Below are 19,321 nucleotides of genomic sequence, written 5' to 3' on the forward strand. Positions count from 1 at the left end.
GTGTTTGGGGTGCGTTTTTCCGCGGCAACGACTGCCGAGCGACTGCTGCCCGCGCGCCTTGCGCTGCGCGCGAAGCCGCTGCTTGACCAGATCGATGCAGCGCTTTTCTCCGCCGACGAGCGCGGCGAAGCCGGCCGCATGTCACTGATCGCGTTCTCCATCCGCATCGTCAGCGCCCTTATCGCCTTCGTCAGCCAGGTGCTTCTGGCGCGCTGGATGGGCAGCTTCGAATACGGCATCTTCGTGCTGGTCTGGGTGACGATGATCATCGTCGGCAACCTGTCCTGCTTCGGCTTCCACACCTCCGTCATCCGCTTCATCCCCGAATACCGCGAAAAGGGCCGCATGGCCGAACTGCGCGGCGTGCTCGTCACCAGCCGCGTCTTTTCGCTGGTCGCCTCAACTGTGATGGCAGGCCTCGGCGCGCTCGCCATCTGGCTGTTCGAGGCGCATATCGAGAACTATTACGTCGTGCCCTTCCTGCTCGGCGTCATCTGCATGCCGATGATCGCGCTGTCGGATGTGCTGCAGGGCATTTCGCGGGCGCACTCCTGGGCGATTTCGGCGCTTTCGCCGACCTACCTGACCCGGCCGGTGCTGATCCTCGTCTTCATGGTCGGTGCGCTTTTCATCGGCTATCCACCGACGGCGACGACAGCCGTGGTCGCCGCGATCATGGCGACCTATGCAACGACCATCCTGCAGCTGGTCAGCGTCACGCGCCGCGTTGACGCCAAGGTTCCAGCCGGCCCGAAGAAAGTGCACTTCCGGAGCTGGTTCATGGTTTCGGTGCCGATCTTCCTGGTCGAGAGCTTCTTCTTCATCCTGACCAATGCCGACGTGCTGATGGTCGGCGCCTACATGAACCCGGAAGATGTCGCCGTCTATTTTGCCACGGTGAAGACGCTGGCGCTGGTGCACTTCGTCTATTTCGCGGTCAAGGCCGGCGTGGCACAGCGCTACGCGCAGTTCACCCATGGCGACCCCAGCCGGCTGGCAGCCTTCGCCCGTGAGACGGTGACATGGACCTTCTGGCCCTCGGTCGCCATGGCGCTGGCCGTGCTCGCACTCGGCGAGCCCATGCTGAAACTGTTCGGACCCGGCTTCGATGCCGGCTACCCCCTGCTGTTCGTGCTGGTGTTCGGCGTGGTGGCGCGTGCCGCGGTCGGCCCCTGCGAAAGCCTGCTCACCATGAGCGGCAACCAGAACATCTGCGCCCTCGTCTACGCGCTGACTCTGGCGATCAACATCGGCCTCAACGTGGTGTTCATCCCGCAGTTCGGACTGTGGGGCGCGGCGATCTCAACGGCGGTGGCGATGATATTCGAGGCCAGCGCCCTTTCCTTCACCGTCTGGCGAAAGCTCGGCATCGTCATGGCGATCTTCATTCCGGCAACGGCCATGCAGGGAGGCCGCTGATGGTAGCAATTCCCCTTCTTGAGGAAACCAGCGGCGGACCCGCCGGCACGATGATTTCCGGCTTCGCCGGGCTGCCGGCCAAGGCCGTCGACCCGGCGCATGTCGAACTGCTGGCAAGCACGCGACCACCGCGCCGGCTGGCGATCTACCCCGCTTCCGCCGGCTTCGACCTGATCGAGGAACTCGACCATCTGTGCAGCCGCACGATCGAGCCGAATGTCTTCTTCAATCCGCGCTTTCTCGCGCCGGCCATGCCGCGTCTTGAGGACCGGGAGGTGCGGCTCGCCGTCATCCGCGATGGCGACGAATACCGCAACCGCCTGCGCCTGCTGGTGCCTTTCTCGGTGGAAAGGCCCGGCGTGCCGCTCGGCGTTCCCATCATGCGGACATGGTCGAGCCCGTTCGGCCCGCTCGGCATGCCGCTCGTCGATCGCGACGACCCGCAGGGTGTGCTGGAGGATTTCTTCGCCATTCTGGCGCGTCCGCATCTGAAGCTGCCGAAGGTCTTCGTGCTGCCTGACGTGCGGCTGGAAGGGGCTGTGGCCGGCGTCCTGCGCACCGTCTCGGAGGCGCGCGGCCTGCCGCTGGTCATCACCAGCGAAGCCGAGCGGCCCGTGCTCGAGAGCGAGCTTGAAGGCGATGACTATCTGAAGGCGTCGCTGCGTTCGCATCACTATCGCGAATTCCGCCGGCTCAAGCGCCGGCTGGCCGAGCACGGCAGGCTGGAGCATGTCGTGGCACGCGGCCAGGATGACATCCGCCACGGCCTTGAAGCCTTCCTGACGCTCGAAGCTGCCGGCTGGAAGGGTCGCCAGCGTACCGCCATGGCGATCGACCGCTACCGCGCCGCCTTCGCCCGCGAGGCCGTGCACCGGCTGTCCGAGCAGGATATGTGCAGGGTGCACTCGCTGCTGCTCAACGGCGAGGTGATCGCCTCGCTGATCGTCTTCGTCGAGGCCGGCGTCGCCTATACGTGGAAAACGGCCTATGACGAGAAATACGCCACCTATTCGCCCGGCACGCTGCTGATGATCGAGGTGACGCGGCAGCATCTCGACGATCCCAACATCATGATGACCGATTCCTGCGCCGTGCCCGACCACCCGGTAATGAGCCGGCTGTGGTCGGAGCGCAAGAAGACGGGCACGATGGTGATCGGCCTGACACCCGACGCCGACCGCGCCGCGCGACAGGCAGCGTCCCAGCTTCACCTCTACCGCGAGACGCGCAACATAGCCCGCATCCTGCGCAACCGGGTGCGCAGCCTACTCAAGCGCCGGTGATTGCCGCAAACGATCGCCGGTGATAAAAAGCCGGTGTCGAAAAGGACCTGAAGCGGCAAAAGGTAAGCCCGCTCCCTTCCGCAACCCGGAAGCTCCGTTTCCGCCCCATGTGGAAACCCACGGCAAGCAGGCGCGCGCTTTTGCGCCCCGGCTTGGCGTGTCAGGGTTTCGCTCGATCAGCACTCCTTCGCGCCGGGCGTTTACCGAAGGAGAAACCAATGCCCATCATTCGTGCCGACAGCGGCATCATCACCCAGATCAACATGTTCATCGTGCCGGACGGCGGCCAGCAGCCATTGATCGACCTTTTGCAGGAAGCAGCAGAAAGTTGCCGGACGGTTCCCGGCTGGATCTCGGCCAGCCTTCACCGCAGTCTCGATGGCCGGCGCGTGGTCAATTATGCCCAGGCCCGTGACCAGCTCGCGATGCGGCGCGTGTTCGAGCACCTGCTTTCGAGCGGCTTTCTCGAGCGCAACAAGGCGCTCGGGGAGGCCCATCCCGGCCTCTACGAAGTAGCCTGCACGGTGGAATGAAGGAGCAAGCTGGCAGGCCGGGGTTTCCGGCCTGCCCATTCAACGCCCCGTTTCGCGCTTGGCCCTGTCGCGAAAAATGCGGCGGATGACCTTGCCGGTGGTGGTCAGCGGCATGGAATCGACGAATTCCACCTCGCGCGGATATTCATGTGCCGAGAGCCTTTCGCGCACCCACAGCTTGATCTCGTCACCAAGTGCTGCATCGCCGACGAAGCCGTCCTTCAACACGACATAGGCCTTGACGATCTCGGTGCGCAGCGCGTCCGGCTTGCCGACGGCAGCAGCCAGCGCGACAGCTGGGTGACCGGTCAGGCAATCCTCGATCTCGCCAGGGCCGATGCGGAAACCAGCGGAGGTGATGACATCGTCGTCGCGGCCGAAGAACTGGAAATACCCGTCTTCGTCCTCGATGCCCTGGTCGCCGGTGGTCATCCAGTCGCCGATGAATTTCTTCGCGGTCGCCTCGGGGCTGCGCCAATATTCGAGGAACATCACCGGGTCCGGTCGCCGGATCGCGATCTGGCCGACCTCGCCGGGCTTCATCCGCCGCCCCTCGGCATCGATGATCGCGACCTCGTGCCCCGGCACCGGCTTGCCGATCGCCCCGCCCCGGCTGACGCCGAGTGCCGCGCAGGAGGACAGCACGAGATTGCACTCGGTCTGGCCGTAGAATTCGTTGACCGTCAGGCCGAACTCCGCCCGCGCCCAGTCATAGGTCTCGCGGCCGAGCGATTCTCCCGCCGAGCCGACGCTGCGAAGCTTGAGCCGGAAGCGCTTGCGGATGTCCTCCACGCTCTTCAGCATGCGCAGTGCCGTCGGCGGTATGAAAGCGGTGCGCACCCCCATCTTCTCGACAAGACCGAGGGCTGCTTCGGGATCGAACTTTTCAAAGCGGGCGGAAACCACGGGCACGCCGAAATAGAGCGAAGGCAGAAGCGCGTTGAGCAAGCCGCCGGCCCAGGCCCAGTCCGCCGGCGTCCACATCAGGTCGCCGGGCTGCGGCAGGAATTCATAGGCCGTCTGCACGCCCGGCAGATGGCCGAGAAGCACGCGGTGCCCATGCAGCGCGCCTTTCGGCGGTCCGGTGGTGCCGGAGGTGAAGATCATCATCGCAGGATCGTCCGGCGTCGTGTCCTCGGCAATGAAGGACGGCGGATGGTCGGCAACGATGCGGTGAAAATCGCGAACGCCGCCTTGCGCGCCATCAATGGAAACGACCGCTTCCAGATCGGTCAGGCGGCTGCCGATTTTTGCAAGCTTCGCAGCGCCGTTCGAATTGGTCACCACCGCCTTCACGCCGGCGGTCTGCAGCCGGTATTCCAGCGCCTCGACGCCGAACAGCAGCGCCAGCGGCACGGCGATGGCGCCGAGCTTATAGATCGCGATATGAGCAATGACCGTCTCGAAAGACTGCGGCAGAAGCAGTGCCACCCGGTCGCCGCGCCGAACGCCCAGCGCGCGCAGGCCGTTGGCGAAGCTGTTCGATCTCGCAGCGAGTTCACCATAGGTGAGACTCTCGGCTTCACCTTCAGCGCGATAATCGAGAAGTGCCACGCGATCCGGCTCGCGCGTCGCCCAATGATCGGAGACGGCGGTGCCGATGTTGAATCGTTGCGGAATCCGCCAGCGAAAATCGCGGTAGAGACTTAGATAGTCGTCGCGCCGTTCGAGCATGGATCGTGGATTGAACCCTGAAATCATCGCCGGATGGAGCGACCGGTGGCAGATACCGCGCCAGGAGCCGCGCCGTCAATCGACGCCGGCGATCATGCCATGTTGCGCGCGGTGCCCGTGCCCATTACTGGAACGCTGACATATGAGGCGCGGAAGGGAAATTCATGAGCGACGTGGTGAAGGACAGCAACGGCAACGTGCTGAAGGATGGCGATTCCGTCACGCTGATCAAAGACCTGAAGGTCAAGGGCACATCGGTGACGCTGAAGCGCGGGACGATGGTCCGCAATATCCGACTGACGGACGACGCCGAAGAGATCGAATGCAACGCCGAGAAGGTCAAGGGACTGGTGCTGAAGACGGCCTTTCTCAAGAAGGCCTGAACGGGATACCGGCAGCAGCCTACTTCGCAGCCTTGGCGGTTTGCTTCGCCACCGCGCGATTTGCCCGGTCGGCAGCACGATCCGCCCGCTTGGCCGCCTGCTCGCATTTCAGCCGAAAATCCTCGACTTCTTCCTCGGTGAGATGCTCGATGCCGATGAACTTGTTTTCGCCCTCGCTGACGCGGATGAGTTCGTCGAGCTTGGCCTGGATCGCGGCGCCGTCGCGGTTCTGCGTGTTCTGGATGAGGAACACCATCAGGAACGTCACGATGGTCGTTCCGGTGTTGATGACCAACTGCCACGTATCGGAGAAGCCGAGAAACGGGCCGGTGGCCGCCCAGACGACGATGATGGCGCAACAGCCGACGAAGGTTGCCGGCATGCCGGCTGCATGCGCAACCTTGTTGGCAGCGCTGGTGAACATCTTGTTGAACGACATGGCCTGAAATTTCCCGGCGACGAAACGCGCACCGGCTCTCGATGTCGGCCGGGCGCGGTAGAAACGGCGATGGGATCAGGATTGTTCCGCCGCAGGCCGACAGATGGCTTTGGCGCATAGGCACGAGAATGGGATGGGGACACGGAGCCGCCGCCGCAGGAACTGCAACAACGGCTCCGGCAGGCCCCCGCCCGCAATCAAACTACGAAGAAATCCGCGTTCGTCAGAGTGAGGTTGGGCGTGATGGCCGCGAACTGAACCGCGGCAGCACCCCCCAAACCATCTTTGTCGAACAGCAAGGCACCGGTCGTCTTGTTGTAGATGATGCGGTCATTGGCATCGGCCGCCGCAGAACCGGTATGGAAAGCAGCAGCCGTCAGCGTTCCGGCAGCCAGGCCGGTGAAAATCGCATTTTCCAGCCGGATCGTGTCGGCAGCCACGTTGAAGTCGGTGATCGTGTCCTTGTTGGTTGACGCGTTCAGCGCCGTGCTGAAGAAGAATGTGTCACTGCCGGCACCGCCGGTGAGGGTGTCATTGCCGAGCCCACCATTGAGAATATTGTTGCCCCCGTTGCCGACGATCGTGTTCGCCGACGCATTGCCTGTACCCGAGATTGCCCCGGTTCCGGTCAGGGTCAGGTTCTCCACCGTGCCTTTCACCTGGGTCGTATTGGCAAGGCTGAAGGAGATTGACGACAGCACCCTGTCGGTGCCGCTTCCGCCGTCCGAAAGCTCGTCGACGATGTCGCCGGCATTGTCGACATAATAGGTATCGTTGCCCGTTCCGCCCTTCATCGTGTCGGCGCCCGCCATGCCGTTAAGCGAGTCATTGCCGGCCTCGCCCCGAAGCACATTGCTGACCGCACTGCCGACGAGTACGTCGCTGACCGCGGTGCCCCGAACGTTCTCGATGTTGAGAAGCGTGTCCTGCTTGCCGAAGCCGTCGATGGCAACGCCGGTCGTCAGGTTGACGTTCACGCCGGCATTGCCGCCCCAATTGGCGTCGCGATGGTAACGGACCTCATCGATGCCGCCACCGCCATCGATGCGGTCGCGGCCGTTCATGCCCATGAACTGCTCACTGGCCGCCGAGCCAAGCATGACATCGGCGAACTGGCTTCCGCGGAAGGATTCGATGCTGGTAAAGCTTTCGCTATTGCCCCATTGATCCACCGCGATACGGGTCACCGCGTTGATATTGACGCCACGGAGCGCTGTCGTTTCATATTCGGCGAAGCTGATCTGATCGTAGCCGTTGCCGCCGTTGTAAGTATCCTTACCCGCACCGCCAACGAGAAAGTCGTCGCCATCGCCGCCATTGAGCGTGTCGTTTCCTGCGTGGCCATAGAGATCGTCGTGGCCTGCAGAGCCATTGATCGTGTCGTTGCCGCTCATCAGCCAGGCATTGAGATCCCAGCCGCTGAAGGTCTCGGCTGCGTCGTAGACATCCGCAAACGGGCGATTGATCCCGGACAGTGTCTGGAGGACTGTCGTGCCGTTGCTCTGCAGCAACTGTGACGAGGTCAGCGTGCCGCCGGTAACATGGCCCTGGGCATCATAGGTAAAACCGGTGCCGATGAGCTTGATCTTGAGGCCGTTTTCCATTTGCAGCACCCGCTGCGTGGCCGATGACGACACGACCGTGGCGTTGTTCAGATTGACCAGCTCGCCTATGCTGGGATTGTAGTCGAGGCCCAGTGGATAGACCCCACCTGGAAAACTCACCGTCAACGTAGCCATAAAAATCTCCCGCGTTGCGCTACCAACATGGGAAGTCAATTCCGCCGGTAAGGCCGCGAGGAAAGGCACCGCCGGCGAACGACGATGCATTCCGTCTCAGTGTTTCAGGCAGACGCTCCCCGCGTTGCATGCGCGGAGATTGCCGTAAAGCGGCGAGGCCCGATACCCCCAAATGGGGTGGACGCCAACGGGCGCCGCATAGTTCAAACGATTGAGATCGCGATACGACTTTCAGTCGATGGTGCCCCCTGCCGGGATCGAACCAGCACTCCTCTCGGAACCTGATTTTGAGTCAGGCGCGTCTACCAATTCCGCCAAGGGGGCCCGGCCCTTTCGGGTGGACGGCTGCGGACTATACGGTGCGACCCCGTGTCGTCAACTGCCCCCTGTCGATTTCGTGAAGGAACCGCCATTGTGCGGCCATAGAAATCTTTCTAGACAGAGCCACCCACCAACGGAATTTTTCATGCTTCGCAGACTCTACGACTGGACCCTGTCGCTGGCCGCGCGCAAATCCGCCGAATGGTGGCTCGCCTTCATTGCCTTCGTCGAAAGCTCGATCTTCCTGGTTCCGGCAGACGTGCTCTACCTGCCGATGGCGCTTTCGCGGCCCGAACGCGCCTATCGCTATGCCTTGATAGCCACGATAGCGTCGGTGCTCGGCGGTATCGCCGGCTGGTATATCGGCTATTACGCCTATGAAAGCATCGCCAAGCCGGTGCTGGAATTCTACGGCAAGTTCGACGAGTTCGAGGCCCTGCGCACCGGTTCGGGCATGGGCTTCATCCTGCTGATGCTGGTGACTTCCGGGCTGGCGCATCTGCCGCCGATCAAGGTGGTGACGATTCTGGCCGGCGTCATGCATGTCGACATCTGGCTGTTCATCGTCTCGGCGATCATCGCGCGCGGCGCACGCTTCTTCTTCCTCGCATGGCTGCTGCGCCGCTATGGCGAGCCGATCCGCGAATTTATCGAAAAGCGGCTCGGGCTCATTGCCGGCGCTGGTGCCGGCGCGGTCATCCTGCTCTATATCGTGATCAAATACGTTCTCTGACGCCGAAACGGACACAGACCTCATGTCGCGCACCCTCACCCAGCCCACCAGCAGCGTCCAGACCGCGACCGCGCTCATCCTTCTCGTCGGCATGGCGGCGGTGGTCGGCTCGGCACTCGGCTTCGAGCATCTCGGCGGCTACATGCCCTGCAAGCTCTGCCTCGAGCAGCGCACGCCCTATTATGTCGGCGTGCCGCTGATGGCGATTGCGGCGCTGTCATCCGCCCTGCATTTGCCTGCGGTGATCACGCGCGGCCTGCTGCTCATCGGCGGGCTGCTGATGGCTTACGGCCTCTATCTCAGCGTCTATCACTCCGGCGTCGAATGGGCATGGTGGGCCGGCCCGACCGATTGCGGCGCGGTTTCGGCTCCGGCGACCGGAGGAACCGGCGGCGTGCTCGATTCGCTCAACACCGTCATCCCGCCATCCTGCGACAAGGCCGCGCTGCGCATCCTCGGCCTGTCGCTTGCCGGCTGGAATGCCATCGCCAGCCTGGTGCTGACGATTATCGCGTTTCGTGGTGCGACTGGGAAGGCGTGAGCGACAACAAATAGCCCAGCGCTACAGATACCATTTGACTGATTCCGCTCGACGTTGCCCCCCTCTGGCCTGCCGGCCATCTCCCCCACAGGTGGGGAGATCAGCAGCTTAGCTCGTCACGCATATTCTGAGACGTTGAAGGTCGGCGAAAGTCGCGATGAAAGCTAATCTCCCCACCTGTGGGGGAGATGGCCGGCAGGCCAGAGGGGGGCAACGTAGAGCGATTTCCAACCCGAAAGTGCTTTACGGCTCCAGCTCGACATCCCAGTACAGATAATCCATCCAGCTTTCGTGCAGATAGTTGGGTGGAAACATCCGGCCGTTGTTGTGCAGGTCGTGCACGGTCGGGTGGTAGGGCTTCTGCATCGGCCACATCTTGGCATAAGCCGGCATCATGCCGCCCTTGCGCAGATTGCAGGGCGAACAGGCCGCAACGACATTTTCCCAGGTCGTGGCGCCGCCGCGATGGCGGGGGATGACATGGTCGAAGGTCAGGTCCTCGGGCGTGCCGCAATACTGGCACTGGAAGCGGTCGCGCAGGAAAACGTTGAAGCGCGTGAACGCCGGATGGCGCGACGGCTTGACGTAGCTTTTCAGGCTGACGACGCTCGGCAGCTTCATCGAAAAGGACGGCGAGGACACCGAATGCTCGTATTCGGCAACGATGTTCACCCGGTCGAGGAAGACAGCCTTGATGGCGTCCTGCCACGACCAGAGCGACAGGGGGTAATAGCTGAGCGGGCGGTAATCCGCGTTCAGCACCAGCGCTGGAAGCCCATCCGGAGATACGGCAACCGTCACGTCTAAACCTCCTTGCTCATCGAACCGTTCGGCACGGATACTGTAAGCCCGAGATGACAGGGATGTGAAGCGGTTTCACCATCATCCGAGGGGCCAAAAAACCATATATTTCAGGCTTTTTTTGGCATATCGACCGGAGGTGCAGCGTCACGACCTCGTGTTTCACGGTAGTAGGACCAAAAAAGTCGTGCCGCGACCCCTCTCCAGGGCGCCCATGATTCGGCCAGGGCGATGAGCGCTTTCTCGCCCGGACGGGGGTCGACGCCGAGCGCCTGCCCCACCGCCGTCTGCAGGGCGACGTCGCGCGCCGGAAAGATGTCGGGGTGCCCGGCCGAGAACAGGAGATAGACTTCCGCCGTCCATGGGCCAATGCCGGACACCGCCGTCATGTGGCCGATCGCCTCCTCCGCATCGAGCCCGCAGAGGTGGTGCAGGTCGAGCCCGTCGCGCACGGCTTGCGAGACCGCGAGCAGCGTGCGCTGCTTCGGCCGCGACAGACCGGCCTCGCGAAACATGTCTTCGCCGGCATCGATGAGCGCCTGCGGCGTCAGCGGATCGACAAGGTTCACCAGCCGTCCGAAGATCGCATCGGCGCTTGCCCGCGACACCTGCTGCGAAACGATGATGGAAGCGAGGCTGATAAAGCCCGGCTCTGACAGCCGCAGCGGCACCTCGCCGGCCATGGCGCGCACCGCCGTCAGGCGCGGGTCTATGATGCAAAGCGCGTCGAGCCCGTCGGCAATGTCGTCAAGCGAGGTGATGCGGCGCATGGTTTTTCTTGTTCCTTATGGCGCGGCAAAGTAGCAATCGGGCGATGACCCGTTCAATCCGAATTCCGCTGCCGTGACCAACACTCCTGCCATACCGGTCTTTCGCTTCGCGCCGAGCCCGAATGGCGAGCTTCATCTCGGCCATGCCTACTCGGCGCTGCTCAATGCGAAGCTCGCCGAGGCCCAAGGCGGGCGCCTGCTGCTGCGCATAGAAGACATCGACACGACTCGCTGCACGCCGGAATTCGAGGCAGGCATTTTTCGCGATCTGGCATGGCTTGGTCTGACCTGCGAAGAGCCGGTTCGCCGCCAGTCGGAACATTTCGGTGACTACGAGGCGTTGCTGCAAAGGCTGATCGGCGAGGAACTCGTCTATCCCGCTTTCATGAGCCGGGGCGAAATCCGCGCCCATATCGCCGAGAGCGAGAAGCGCGGACGCGACTGGCCGCGCGACCCGGACGGCGCGCCGCTCTATCCGGCGCTGGATAAGGCGCTTTCGCCATCGGAGCGGAGGCGACGCATCGACGATGGCGCTCCTTTCGCCTGGCGGCTGGACACCGACGCGGCAATCGCGCGTCTGGCCGAACCCCTGTCGTGGACCGAATATGCCGACGAGACGCTGAGCGCCTCGAACGAGATCGAAGCCCGTCCTCAGGACTGGGGTGACGTCATCGTCGCGCGCAGGGAAATCCCGACCAGCTATCATCTGTCGGTCGTGGCAGACGATGCGCTGCAGGGCGTCAGCCACGTCGTACGCGGCCGTGATCTTTACGCCGCGACCGGCATCCAGCGCCTGTTGCAGCACCTGCTCGGCCTGCCCGCGCCCGTCTATTTCCATCACCGCCTGATCCCCGGGCCGGACGGGCGAAAACTGTCGAAAAGCCTTGGCGATACCGGGCTGGCGGCGCTCAGGGAAAACGGCACGACGCCCGTCGAGGTACGGCGTCTCGTCGGCTTTTGACCGAAAAGTCAGATACGGGAAATGCCGGCCTTCAGCAGCGCTAGCACGGCAATCACGATGAAGGCGCCGCCGAGGCCGGTCGCCATGGCCTGGGTCAGGTCGCCCAGCCTGACGCCCCAGGAATTGACCAGCACGATCGCCGCGAAGAAACCAGCGGTGAACACAACCATATTGCCGACAGGGCCGAAGCCGTCGTCGCGCATGATGGCGTGAAGGGCGGATCCGAAAAACAACGCCATGACGCCGACCGCGGCAACGGCCATCATCAGCCAGCCCGACTCGAGATTCCAAAGCATGCAGCGCCCCTCCAGAAGGCGACCGTGCATGTCCCTTGAACCCCACCCGGTTCAACGCTCCTGAAACTATGGATCAACCGTTTCACTTTGCTTGCCCGAATGATTCGCATTAGAGCGATCTCACCGACAAACGGACCCAGCCCGCCGAAATGCCCCTGCTCAAGCGGTTCATACCCGCCACCTTCGTCCTTTTGTGGTCCACCGGCTTCATCGGCGCGCGCTACGCCATGCCCTGGGCGGAGCCGTTTACGTTCCTGGCCGCGCGCTTCGTGATCGCCTTCGTCATTCTCGGCGCATTGATGGCGATTCTCGGCGCACGCGGCATGGACCGGCGCGCGGCGCTGCATGCGGCAACCGCCGGCGCGCTGATACACGGCGTCTATCTCGGCGGCGTCTTCTGGGCCATCCACCAGGGCCTGCCGGCGGGGCTTGCGGCCCTCATCGCCAGCCTGCAGCCGCTGGTCACCGCGCTCTTTGCCGGAAAGCTTCTAGGCGAGGAAATCCGCCCGCGCCACTGGACCGGCCTGGCAGTCGGCTTTGTCGGCGTCATAGTCGTTTTGTCGCCGAAACTCGGCACGCTCGGCGGTGGCGTGACATGGCAGACGCTGACAGCCGCCACCATCGGCATGGCCGCGATCACCGCCGGCACGATCTGGCAGAAGCGCTTCGTCACCGGCGGCGATCTGGTGACGGGCACGTTCTATCAGTATGTCGGCGGGGCAGTGGTGATGCTGCTCGCCTCGCTCGCCTTCGAGACGCACACTCTGACGATAAACGGCGAACTGATCTTCGCCATGGCATGGCTGGTGCTGGTGCTGTCGATCGGCGCGGTGTTCCTGCTGATGATAATGATCCGCGACGGCGAGATGTCGAAAGTATCATCGCTATTCTATCTCGTGCCGGCGGTCACCGCGATCATGGCCTGGGCGCTGTTCGGCGAGCAACTGACGCTGGTGCAGCTTGCCGGCATGGCGCTGGCGACTTTTGGCGTGGGTTTGGCCACCGCCCAAAGCAGCCCGAAAGTTCAGGCCCCTACGCGCGCCCGCGCTTCCAGATAACGTGTGATCGACGCGTTCAACTCGCCGCCGAGGATGAAGATCGCCGAGACGATGTAGAGGAAGACCACCGCGATCATGATCGAGGCGAGGCCGGCGTAGGTCGTCACATAGGACGAGAAATTGTCGAGATAGGTCGCGAAAACCGTCGAGCCGACCAGCCAGGCCACCAGCGTGAAGACGATGCCAGGCACGATGGTGACGAAGCGGCGCTTGCCCGCCGGCAGCCAGAAATGCACCGCCACAAGGCCAAGCACGATCACCGTTGAAGCGATCACGAAACGCCAAAGCGTGATGGTGCCCATATAAGGCTCTATCCAGACGAAATTCGCCCGCAGCAGCCTCGATAGCAGCGGCGCGAGGACCAACAGCACGCTGATGGCGACGAAGCCGATCGTGGCTATCAGCACGAAGAGCAGGCTCTGGAGACGGCGATAGATGAAGGTCCTTGTTTCGGTGACGCGATAGGCGCGGTTGAGTGAGGTGCGCAGCGCTTCGATGCCGTTGGAGGCGAAGAAGGCGGCCAGCACCACACCATAGGTGAGAAGGTCGGTGCGCTGTACCGTCAGCACATTGACCACCTCGCGTGCGATCGGTGCGGCGATCTGCTCGGGCCATGTGTCGAAGACGAGATGCACCGCGGTTTCCGAAAACGCCTGCGCGCCGAGGAAACTCGCCAGCGTGGTGGCGAAGATGAGGAACGGAAACAGAGCCATAAGAGCCGAGATCGCCAGATGACTGGCCATAGACCAGCCGTCATCATAGTTGAAATGGCCGAGCGCGTCATAAAGCACACGCTTGATCGCAACGATCTTCCTCAACGTGCCTGCATCCGCGCTTTTCCCTCGATTGTGTCCCGGCCGCGAATATGGGAAGGGTTTGCCGCAAATGGCAAGTGATGGTGGAACAACGACCGCGCCAACGCAAAAGTTGCGCACGATTATCGTAACCGGCGCCTCCTCGGGCATCGGAGCTCATTGCGCACGCGCCTTGAAGGCCGATGGATGGCGGGTTTTTGCCACGGCGCGAAAACTCGAAGACATCGCCGCACTCGAGGCTGAGGGCCTTGAGGCTTTCTATCTCGACTATCGCGAAGCTGATTCGATCGCAGCACTCGTCGGGTCCGTGCTGGAACGCACTGGCGGCACGCTCGACGCGCTTTTCAACAACGGCGCCCATGCCCAGGCAGGCGCCGTCGAGGATTTGCCGGTCGAGGCGTTGCGCGAGCAGTTCGAGGCCAATTTCTTCGGCTGGCACGATCTGACCCGGCGCATCGTACCGGTCATGCGTGCGCAAGGTCACGGCCGCATCGTCCATTGCTCGTCGATCCTAGGCCTGACGCCGGTCAAATGGCGCGGCGCCTATGCCGCTTCCAAGCACGCTCTGGAAGGACTGATGCTGTGCATGCGGGCCGAGCTGCAAGGCTCGGGTATCGAGGTGTCACTGATCGAGCCCGGCCCAATCGAATCGAAGATCGCCTCGAATGGACTGGCATGGTTCCTGAAAAACATCGATCACGAGAATTCGGTGCACCGCAGGGATTATGAGGGCCAGCTTGCACGCCTGCGCGCCGGCGGTTCCAAGTCGCGGCTCAAGCTCAAGCCGGACGCGGTTTATGCGGTATTGCGCCACGCCCTCCTATCGCCGAAACCGAGACCGCATTATGTGGTGACGACGCCAGCCAAAATCGGCGTTATTCTGAAACGTATCCTGCCCGCTTCGCTGTTTTACCGCGTGCTCGCGTCGCAGGCCTGAAAAACGAAGCTGGAAATCCAATGGCAACCGTCTTCAACATCCTTGCCGTCGTGGTCATGGTCATCGTGGTGATCGTGCTGATCCGCGGCCTCGCCAACATGATGCGTGGCGGCTCCAGCACCACCTCGAACAAGCTGATGCAGGCGCGCGTGCTACTGCAGTTCATCGCGCTGGTTCTCATCCTGCTGGCGGTCTACTTCAACCGCGGCTGATTCTTCGACCGACGGGGGGAGCCAGATGGTCAAGCTCAACAAGATCTACACCCGCACCGGCGACGACGGCACCACCGGCCTCGGCACCGGCGAGCGCCGGCTGAAATCGGATATCCGGGTCGACGCCTATGGCACGGTCGACGAGGCCAATGCCTGCATCGGCCTGGCGCGCGTGCATACGGGCCCCGAGCACCCCGATATCGACGCCATGCTCGCCCGCATCCAGAACGATCTGTTCGACCTCGGCGCCGACCTCGCCACACCCGACGACGGCAAGCCGCTCGGCTATGAGCCGTTGCGCATCATCCCCTCTCAGGTGGAGCGGGTGGAAGCCGACATCGACCTCCTCAATAAGGATCTTCAGCCGCTGCGCTCCTTCGTGCTGTCTGGCGGATCGCCGGCAGCCGCAGCCCTTCATCTGGCGCGCACAGTGGCCCGGCGCGCCGAACGCATCATGGTGGCGCTGGCGCAGGACCCGGCCGAGCACGTCAACCGCGACGGCATCAAATACATCAACCGCGTCTCGGATTTCCTGTTCGTTGCCGCCCGTGTCGTCAATGACAACGGAAATGCCGATGTGCTATGGGTGCCGGGCAAGAACAGGTGACAATTCAGTGAAGGGGCGGAAGAAACCGCGATGTTCATTCCGCTGCACGATGCCAACAGCCTCAAATACATCAAGCATCAATATGTGACGATCGGGCTGATTGTAGCCAACATCATCGTCTACCTGTTTACGGCCTTTGAAAGCGAGCAGGCAGCGCAGGCCACGGTGCTTGGCCTCGGCTACATACCCTCCGTATCCTTCGGGCTGGCCGAACTGCCGCCCGGCTACGCGCTGGTGCCGGAGCCGCTGACCTATGTCACCTATGCCTTCCTGCATGGCGACATCTTCCATCTCGGCGGCAACATGCTGTTTCTCTGGGTGTTCGGCGACAATGTCGAGGATGCGCTCGGCCACATCAAATATCTGATCTTTTATCTGCTGTGCGCAATCTCGGGTGCCGTTGTGCATGGCTTGATAGCGCCGGACTCGCAGATGCCGCTGATCGGCGCGTCGGGCGCGATTGCCGGCATCGTCGCCGCCTACCTCATTCTGCATCCGCGCGTGAAGGTCTGGATCCTGGCCTTTGCCCGCATACCGCTGCGCATTCCCGCCTATATCACCCTCGGCCTCTGGATCATTTTCCAGTTTTCCATGCTGGCGCTTGGCGGAGAAGACCAGATTTCCTGGGCCTGTCATGCCGGCGGCATCATCGCCGGCGCCATACTGGTTCTGATCCTGCGACGGCGCGATGTGCCGATCCTCGACAGGGAGATCGTGACGCCGCGTGCAGTCAAGGTCGAACAGCCAAGTGCGGTCGCCCCCGTCGAGGCACAGCCGACGACGCGTTGGGGAAGACAGTAGTTCGAATTCAACCGATTTGGGTTCGTTGCGGATATTGACGTGCATTCGGTGGCTAACTAGGGTCCGCCCGCTTGCGGAAGCCTAGTTGCCACCGGAAGTGCGCATAGGGATTTCCGTTTTCTGGTCCATTATGTCGCCATTCGACAAATGGACGGGGCCTCGCTCTGCTAGTGAGCGCTCCAAAGTCATCAGAGAGGTGAAAAGCACATGAAAGTTCTCGTGCCCGTCAAGCGGGTTGTCGACTACAACGTGAAGATCCGAGTGAAGTCGGACGGCTCGGGTGTCGAGCTTGCGAATGTGAAGATGTCGATGAACCCGTTCGACGAGATCGCGGTTGAAGAGGCGATCCGCCTGAAGGAAGCCGGCAAGGTCGAAGAGATCATCGTGGTCTCGATCGGACCCCAGCAGGCGCAGGAAACGCTTCGCACCGCTTTGGCCATGGGCGCTGACCGCGCCATCCTGGTCAAGGTCGACGGCGAAGTCGAGCCGCTTGGCGTTGCCAAGGTTCTGAAGGGCGTTGTCGAGGCCGAACAGCCGGGTCTTGTGATCCTCGGCAAGCAGGCGATCGACGACGACGCCAACCAGACCGGCCAGATGCTTTCGGCACTGCTCGGCTGGGCACAGGGCACCTTCGCCTCGAAGGTCGAGATCGCCGGCGACAAAGCCAAGGTGACGCGCGAAGTCGACGGCGGCTTGCAGACGGTGGAGCTGAAGCTTCCGGCGATCGTGACGACGGACCTGCGTCTGAACCAGCCGCGCTATGCCTCGCTGCCCAACATCATGAAGGCCAAGAAGAAGCCGCTGGATGAAAAGACCGCTGCCGATTTCGGCGCCGATGTCACGCCGCGCCTCAAGGTCGTCAAGACCGAGGAGCCGGGTGGCCGCAAGGCAGGCGTCAAGGTCAAGGACGTGGCAGAACTCGTGTCCAGCCTCAAGTCCGCCGGCGTGATCTGAGTTCGGAAGGAAAGGGAAACAAAAATGGCAATTCTCCTCATCGCCGAACATGACAATGCATCGCTGTCGGACCAGACGGCCAAGGCGCTGTCGGCAGCCCTCAAGATCGGTTCGGACGTGGACGTTCTGGTCGCCGGCAAGGGCGCCAAGGCAGCGGCAGATGCCGCAGCCAAGCTGAAGGGCGTGCGCAAGGTTCTGCTGGTCGAGGCCGACGAACTCGAGCAGCGCCTCGCCGAGCCGCTGGCCGCGACCGTGGTTTCGCTCGCGGGTTCCTACGACACGATCATCGCTCCGGCCACCGCCAGCGGCAAGAACGTCTCGCCGCGCATCGCAGCCCTGCTCGACGTCGCCCAGATCTCGGAAATCATCGAGGTCGTCTCGGCCGACACCTTCAAGCGTCCGATCTATGCCGGCAACGCCATCCAGACGGTGCAGTCGACCGACGCCAAGAAGGTCATCACCGTGCGCACCGCCTCGTTCCAGGCAGCGGGCGAAGGCGGCTCGGCTGCGGTCGAGACGGCAAAGGCAGCCGCCAATCCTGGCCTGTCGACCTTTGTCGAGAACAGGCTTTCGGACAATGACCGTCCGGAACTGACCTCGGCCAAGATCATCATCTCGGGCGGTCGTGCGCTCGGCTCGGCGGAGAAGTTCCAGGAAGTCATCCTGCCCGTCGCCGACAAGCTCGGTGCCGCCGTCGGCGCTTCCCGCGCTGCGGTCGATGCCGGCTATGCGCCCAACGACTGGCAGGTCGGCCAGACCGGCAAGGTGGTCGCACCCGATCTTTACATCGCGGTCGGCATCTCCGGTGCGATCCAGCATCTGGCCGGCATGAAGGACTCGAAGGTCATCGTCGCCATCAACAAGGACGAGGAAGCACCGATCTTCCAGGTCGCAGATTACGGCCTCGTCGGCGACCTCTTCACCATCCTGCCGGAGCTTGAAAAGGCGCTTTGACTTTAGAACAGGTAGCGCACAAAATCACGGGAGCGGGGTAGACGAAGTCTCCCCGCTCTTTTAGTTTGCACTGCACAAAAGACGAGCCAAAAAGGCTCCATGACGGGATCAGTGTAATGAGTGCTACCATCGAGACGATCGGCATCATCGGCGCAGGCCAGATGGGCAGCGGCATAGCCCATGTCTCGGCCCTGTCGGGCTACAAGGTGCTACTCTACGATATTTCCGGCGACAACATCCAGAAGGGCATCGCCACGATCAGCGGCAATCTCGCCCGTCAGGTGGCCGGCGGAAAGCTTGATGACAAGGTTCGGCAGGCAGCGCTGGCACGCATCGAAGCAGCGCCCACCATGGCCGATCTCGCAAGCGCCGATCTCGTCATCGAGGCGGCCACCGAGGATGAGACCGTCAAGCGCAAGATTTATGCGCAGCTTTGCCCGCAGTTGAACCCGGAAGCGATCCTCGCCACCAACACCTCCTCGATCTCGATCACACGCCTGGCCGCCCAGACCGACCGGCCTGAACGCTTCATCGGCATCCACTTCATGAACCCGGTGCCGGTGATGAAGCTGGTCGAGCTGGTACGCGGCATCGCCACCGAGAACGCGACGTTCGAAGCCGCCAAGGAATTCGTCCACAAGCTCGACAAGACGACCACCGTCTCCGAGGACTTCCCGGCCTTCATCGTCAACCGCATCCTGCTGCCGATGATCAACGAGGCGATCTATACGCTGTACGAAGGCGTCGGGTCGGTCGATGCGATCGACACGGCGATGAAGCTCGGCGCCAACCATCCGATGGGCCCGCTGCAACTTGCCGATTTCATCGGGCTGGACACCTGCCTGTCGATCATGCAGGTGTTGCATGACGGGCTGTCGGACTCGAAATACCGCCCCTGCCCGCTGCTGGTGAAATATGTCGAAGCCGGCTGGCTCGGCCGCAAGACCGGACGCGGTTTTTATGATTATCGCGGCGAACACCCGGTGCCGACGCGCTGAGGTGAAGGGGACAGTTTACTTTTGGGGCTGTCCTAGGAGATTTGTTCTCTTAGGATGGCATGATGCGGTTAAAGCACTCGAAACTCACGATA

The 19,321-nt window shown here is 62.6% G+C and carries 22 protein-coding genes and 1 tRNA gene; 15 read left to right on the forward strand and 8 right to left on the reverse strand.

Translation table 11 applies throughout. The features are described from left to right. Positions 1-9 precede the first annotated feature (9 nt). The 3 genes from WBQ96_RS27215 (at position 10) to WBQ96_RS27225 (ending at position 3,235) form a co-directional block, all read left to right on the forward strand. Entirely contained in the window at positions 10-1,419 is a 1,410-nt protein-coding gene (locus WBQ96_RS27215) for a lipopolysaccharide biosynthesis protein (RefSeq protein ID WP_336555924.1), read from the forward strand. After that, complete coding sequence (locus WBQ96_RS27220; protein ID WP_336555923.1) at positions 1,419-2,702, forward strand: GNAT family N-acetyltransferase; 1,284 nt, start codon at positions 1,419-1,421, stop codon at positions 2,700-2,702. Before WBQ96_RS27215 ends, WBQ96_RS27220 begins: the two co-directional genes overlap by 1 nt. A 218-nt stretch (positions 2,703-2,920) precedes the next feature. Then, entirely contained in the window at positions 2,921-3,235 is a 315-nt protein-coding gene (locus tag WBQ96_RS27225; protein ID WP_165121262.1) for an antibiotic biosynthesis monooxygenase family protein, read from the forward strand. Between the two features lie 39 nt (positions 3,236-3,274). On the opposite strand, the gene WBQ96_RS27230 is transcribed toward WBQ96_RS27225, so the two are convergent. Continuing rightward, the gene (locus WBQ96_RS27230) at positions 3,275-4,909 is read right to left on the reverse strand and encodes an acyl-CoA synthetase (protein WP_336555920.1); all 1,635 of its coding nucleotides are present in this window, start codon (positions 4,907-4,909) and stop codon (positions 3,275-3,277) included. A 164-nt stretch (positions 4,910-5,073) separates the two neighbouring features. Between WBQ96_RS27230 and WBQ96_RS27235 the strand changes: the two genes are divergently transcribed. After that, the gene (locus WBQ96_RS27235; RefSeq protein WP_336555918.1) at positions 5,074-5,292 is read left to right on the forward strand and encodes an alkylphosphonate utilization protein; all 219 of its coding nucleotides are present in this window, start codon (positions 5,074-5,076) and stop codon (positions 5,290-5,292) included. Positions 5,293-5,311: 19 nt separating this feature from the next. Here WBQ96_RS27235 and WBQ96_RS27240 read toward each other — a convergent pair whose 3' ends face one another. The 3 genes from WBQ96_RS27240 to WBQ96_RS27250 all read right to left on the reverse strand — a co-directional run bounded on the left by WBQ96_RS27240 (position 5,312) and on the right by WBQ96_RS27250 (position 7,794). After that, complete coding sequence (locus WBQ96_RS27240) at positions 5,312-5,731, reverse strand: low affinity iron permease family protein (RefSeq protein ID WP_165121260.1); 420 nt, start codon at positions 5,729-5,731, stop codon at positions 5,312-5,314. A gap of 197 nt (positions 5,732-5,928) precedes the next feature. Then, complete coding sequence (locus WBQ96_RS27245; RefSeq protein ID WP_336555916.1) at positions 5,929-7,470, reverse strand: calcium-binding protein; 1,542 nt, start codon at positions 7,468-7,470, stop codon at positions 5,929-5,931. 239 nt (positions 7,471-7,709) lie between these two features. After that, positions 7,710-7,794, reverse strand: a tRNA-Leu gene (locus WBQ96_RS27250). Between the two features lie 142 nt (positions 7,795-7,936). Here WBQ96_RS27250 and WBQ96_RS27255 point away from each other — a divergent pair. Together WBQ96_RS27255 and WBQ96_RS27260 are read left to right on the forward strand one after the other, a co-directional pair. Next, entirely contained in the window at positions 7,937-8,524 is a 588-nt protein-coding gene (locus tag WBQ96_RS27255) for a YqaA family protein (RefSeq protein ID WP_336555914.1), read from the forward strand. 22 nt (positions 8,525-8,546) lie between these two features. Further along, on the forward strand, positions 8,547-9,065 hold the full coding sequence (locus WBQ96_RS27260) for a disulfide bond formation protein B (RefSeq protein WP_336555912.1): 519 nt from the start codon (positions 8,547-8,549) through the stop codon (positions 9,063-9,065). 243 nt (positions 9,066-9,308) lie between these two features. Here WBQ96_RS27260 and WBQ96_RS27265 read toward each other — a convergent pair whose 3' ends face one another. Together WBQ96_RS27265 and WBQ96_RS27270 are read right to left on the reverse strand one after the other, a co-directional pair. Further along, positions 9,309-9,866 carry an HNH endonuclease gene (locus tag WBQ96_RS27265; protein ID WP_336555911.1) on the reverse strand — a complete coding sequence of 186 codons (558 nt, stop codon included), beginning with the start codon at positions 9,864-9,866 and terminating at the stop codon, positions 9,309-9,311. A gap of 110 nt (positions 9,867-9,976) precedes the next feature. Next, positions 9,977-10,636 (reverse strand): DNA-3-methyladenine glycosylase family protein, encoded by a 660-nt coding sequence (locus tag WBQ96_RS27270; RefSeq protein WP_336555910.1) that lies wholly within the window; start codon positions 10,634-10,636, stop codon positions 9,977-9,979. A 73-nt stretch (positions 10,637-10,709) separates the two neighbouring features. On the opposite strand from WBQ96_RS27270, the gene gluQRS reads away from it, so the two are divergent. Beyond that, positions 10,710-11,597, forward strand: coding sequence for a tRNA glutamyl-Q(34) synthetase GluQRS (gene gluQRS, locus WBQ96_RS27275; protein ID WP_336555908.1), 888 nt, complete (start codon positions 10,710-10,712; stop codon positions 11,595-11,597). 8 nt (positions 11,598-11,605) lie between these two features. Here the strand turns inward: gluQRS and WBQ96_RS27280 are convergent, their stop codons facing one another. After that, the gene (locus tag WBQ96_RS27280; RefSeq protein ID WP_336555906.1) at positions 11,606-11,893 is read right to left on the reverse strand and encodes a hypothetical protein; all 288 of its coding nucleotides are present in this window, start codon (positions 11,891-11,893) and stop codon (positions 11,606-11,608) included. Positions 11,894-12,042: 149 nt separating this feature from the next. Here WBQ96_RS27280 and WBQ96_RS27285 point away from each other — a divergent pair, with 149 nt between their 5' ends. Then, positions 12,043-12,951: a DMT family transporter gene (locus tag WBQ96_RS27285; protein ID WP_336555904.1), complete on the forward strand. Its 909-nt coding sequence runs from the start codon at positions 12,043-12,045 to the stop codon at positions 12,949-12,951. On the opposite strand, the gene WBQ96_RS27290 is transcribed toward WBQ96_RS27285, so the two are convergent. Beyond that, positions 12,918-13,769, reverse strand: coding sequence for a YihY/virulence factor BrkB family protein (locus tag WBQ96_RS27290; RefSeq protein ID WP_336555902.1), 852 nt, complete (start codon positions 13,767-13,769; stop codon positions 12,918-12,920). The two genes, WBQ96_RS27285 and WBQ96_RS27290, sit on opposite strands and share 34 nt — an antisense overlap. A gap of 67 nt (positions 13,770-13,836) precedes the next feature. On the opposite strand from WBQ96_RS27290, the gene WBQ96_RS27295 reads away from it, so the two are divergent. The 7 genes from WBQ96_RS27295 to WBQ96_RS27325 all read left to right on the forward strand — a co-directional run bounded on the left by WBQ96_RS27295 (position 13,837) and on the right by WBQ96_RS27325 (position 19,229). After that, the gene (locus WBQ96_RS27295; RefSeq protein WP_336555900.1) at positions 13,837-14,703 is read left to right on the forward strand and encodes an SDR family oxidoreductase; all 867 of its coding nucleotides are present in this window, start codon (positions 13,837-13,839) and stop codon (positions 14,701-14,703) included. A 20-nt stretch (positions 14,704-14,723) separates the two neighbouring features. After that, positions 14,724-14,915, forward strand: a complete 192-nt coding sequence (locus WBQ96_RS27300; protein ID WP_336555898.1) for a twin transmembrane helix small protein — start codon at positions 14,724-14,726, stop codon at positions 14,913-14,915. Positions 14,916-14,940: 25 nt separating this feature from the next. Beyond that, positions 14,941-15,522 (forward strand): cob(I)yrinic acid a,c-diamide adenosyltransferase, encoded by a 582-nt coding sequence (locus WBQ96_RS27305; protein ID WP_336555896.1) that lies wholly within the window; start codon positions 14,941-14,943, stop codon positions 15,520-15,522. A 30-nt stretch (positions 15,523-15,552) separates the two neighbouring features. Continuing rightward, entirely contained in the window at positions 15,553-16,323 is a 771-nt protein-coding gene (locus tag WBQ96_RS27310; protein WP_336555894.1) for a rhomboid family intramembrane serine protease, read from the forward strand. A 207-nt stretch (positions 16,324-16,530) separates the two neighbouring features. Further along, positions 16,531-17,277 (forward strand): electron transfer flavoprotein subunit beta/FixA family protein, encoded by a 747-nt coding sequence (locus WBQ96_RS27315; RefSeq protein WP_336555893.1) that lies wholly within the window; start codon positions 16,531-16,533, stop codon positions 17,275-17,277. 24 nt (positions 17,278-17,301) lie between these two features. Further along, positions 17,302-18,231: an electron transfer flavoprotein subunit alpha/FixB family protein gene (locus WBQ96_RS27320; RefSeq protein WP_336555891.1), complete on the forward strand. Its 930-nt coding sequence runs from the start codon at positions 17,302-17,304 to the stop codon at positions 18,229-18,231. A 116-nt stretch (positions 18,232-18,347) separates the two neighbouring features. Then, positions 18,348-19,229 (forward strand): 3-hydroxybutyryl-CoA dehydrogenase, encoded by an 882-nt coding sequence (locus WBQ96_RS27325; RefSeq protein ID WP_336555889.1) that lies wholly within the window; start codon positions 18,348-18,350, stop codon positions 19,227-19,229. Positions 19,230-19,321 lie beyond the last annotated feature (92 nt).

The sequence above is a fragment of the Mesorhizobium sp. CCNWLY176 genome, from assembly GCF_037153935.1.
Lineage (GTDB): Bacteria > Pseudomonadota > Alphaproteobacteria > Rhizobiales > Rhizobiaceae > Mesorhizobium_M > Mesorhizobium_M zhangyense.

Coding starts and splice junctions, on each gene's coding strand:
- WBQ96_RS27220 (WP_336555923.1), top strand. CDS start 1,419: ATGGTAGCAATTCCCCTTCTTGAGGAAACCAGCGGCGGACCCGCCGGC.
- WBQ96_RS27225 (WP_165121262.1), top strand. CDS start 2,921: ATGCCCATCATTCGTGCCGACAGCGGCATCATCACCCAGATCAACATG.
- WBQ96_RS27230 (WP_336555920.1), bottom strand. CDS start 4,909: ATGCTCGAACGGCGCGACGACTATCTAAGTCTCTACCGCGATTTTCGC.
- WBQ96_RS27235 (WP_336555918.1), top strand. CDS start 5,074: ATGAGCGACGTGGTGAAGGACAGCAACGGCAACGTGCTGAAGGATGGC.
- WBQ96_RS27240 (WP_165121260.1), bottom strand. CDS start 5,731: ATGTCGTTCAACAAGATGTTCACCAGCGCTGCCAACAAGGTTGCGCAT.
- WBQ96_RS27245 (WP_336555916.1), bottom strand. CDS start 7,470: ATGGCTACGTTGACGGTGAGTTTTCCAGGTGGGGTCTATCCACTGGGC.
- WBQ96_RS27255 (WP_336555914.1), top strand. CDS start 7,937: ATGCTTCGCAGACTCTACGACTGGACCCTGTCGCTGGCCGCGCGCAAA.
- WBQ96_RS27260 (WP_336555912.1), top strand. CDS start 8,547: ATGTCGCGCACCCTCACCCAGCCCACCAGCAGCGTCCAGACCGCGACC.
- WBQ96_RS27270 (WP_336555910.1), bottom strand. CDS start 10,636: ATGCGCCGCATCACCTCGCTTGACGACATTGCCGACGGGCTCGACGCG.
- WBQ96_RS27280 (WP_336555906.1), bottom strand. CDS start 11,893: ATGCTTTGGAATCTCGAGTCGGGCTGGCTGATGATGGCCGTTGCCGCG.
- WBQ96_RS27285 (WP_336555904.1), top strand. CDS start 12,043: ATGCCCCTGCTCAAGCGGTTCATACCCGCCACCTTCGTCCTTTTGTGG.
- WBQ96_RS27295 (WP_336555900.1), top strand. CDS start 13,837: ATGGCAAGTGATGGTGGAACAACGACCGCGCCAACGCAAAAGTTGCGC.
- WBQ96_RS27300 (WP_336555898.1), top strand. CDS start 14,724: ATGGCAACCGTCTTCAACATCCTTGCCGTCGTGGTCATGGTCATCGTG.
- WBQ96_RS27305 (WP_336555896.1), top strand. CDS start 14,941: ATGGTCAAGCTCAACAAGATCTACACCCGCACCGGCGACGACGGCACC.
- WBQ96_RS27310 (WP_336555894.1), top strand. CDS start 15,553: ATGTTCATTCCGCTGCACGATGCCAACAGCCTCAAATACATCAAGCAT.
- WBQ96_RS27315 (WP_336555893.1), top strand. CDS start 16,531: ATGAAAGTTCTCGTGCCCGTCAAGCGGGTTGTCGACTACAACGTGAAG.
- WBQ96_RS27320 (WP_336555891.1), top strand. CDS start 17,302: ATGGCAATTCTCCTCATCGCCGAACATGACAATGCATCGCTGTCGGAC.
- WBQ96_RS27325 (WP_336555889.1), top strand. CDS start 18,348: ATGAGTGCTACCATCGAGACGATCGGCATCATCGGCGCAGGCCAGATG.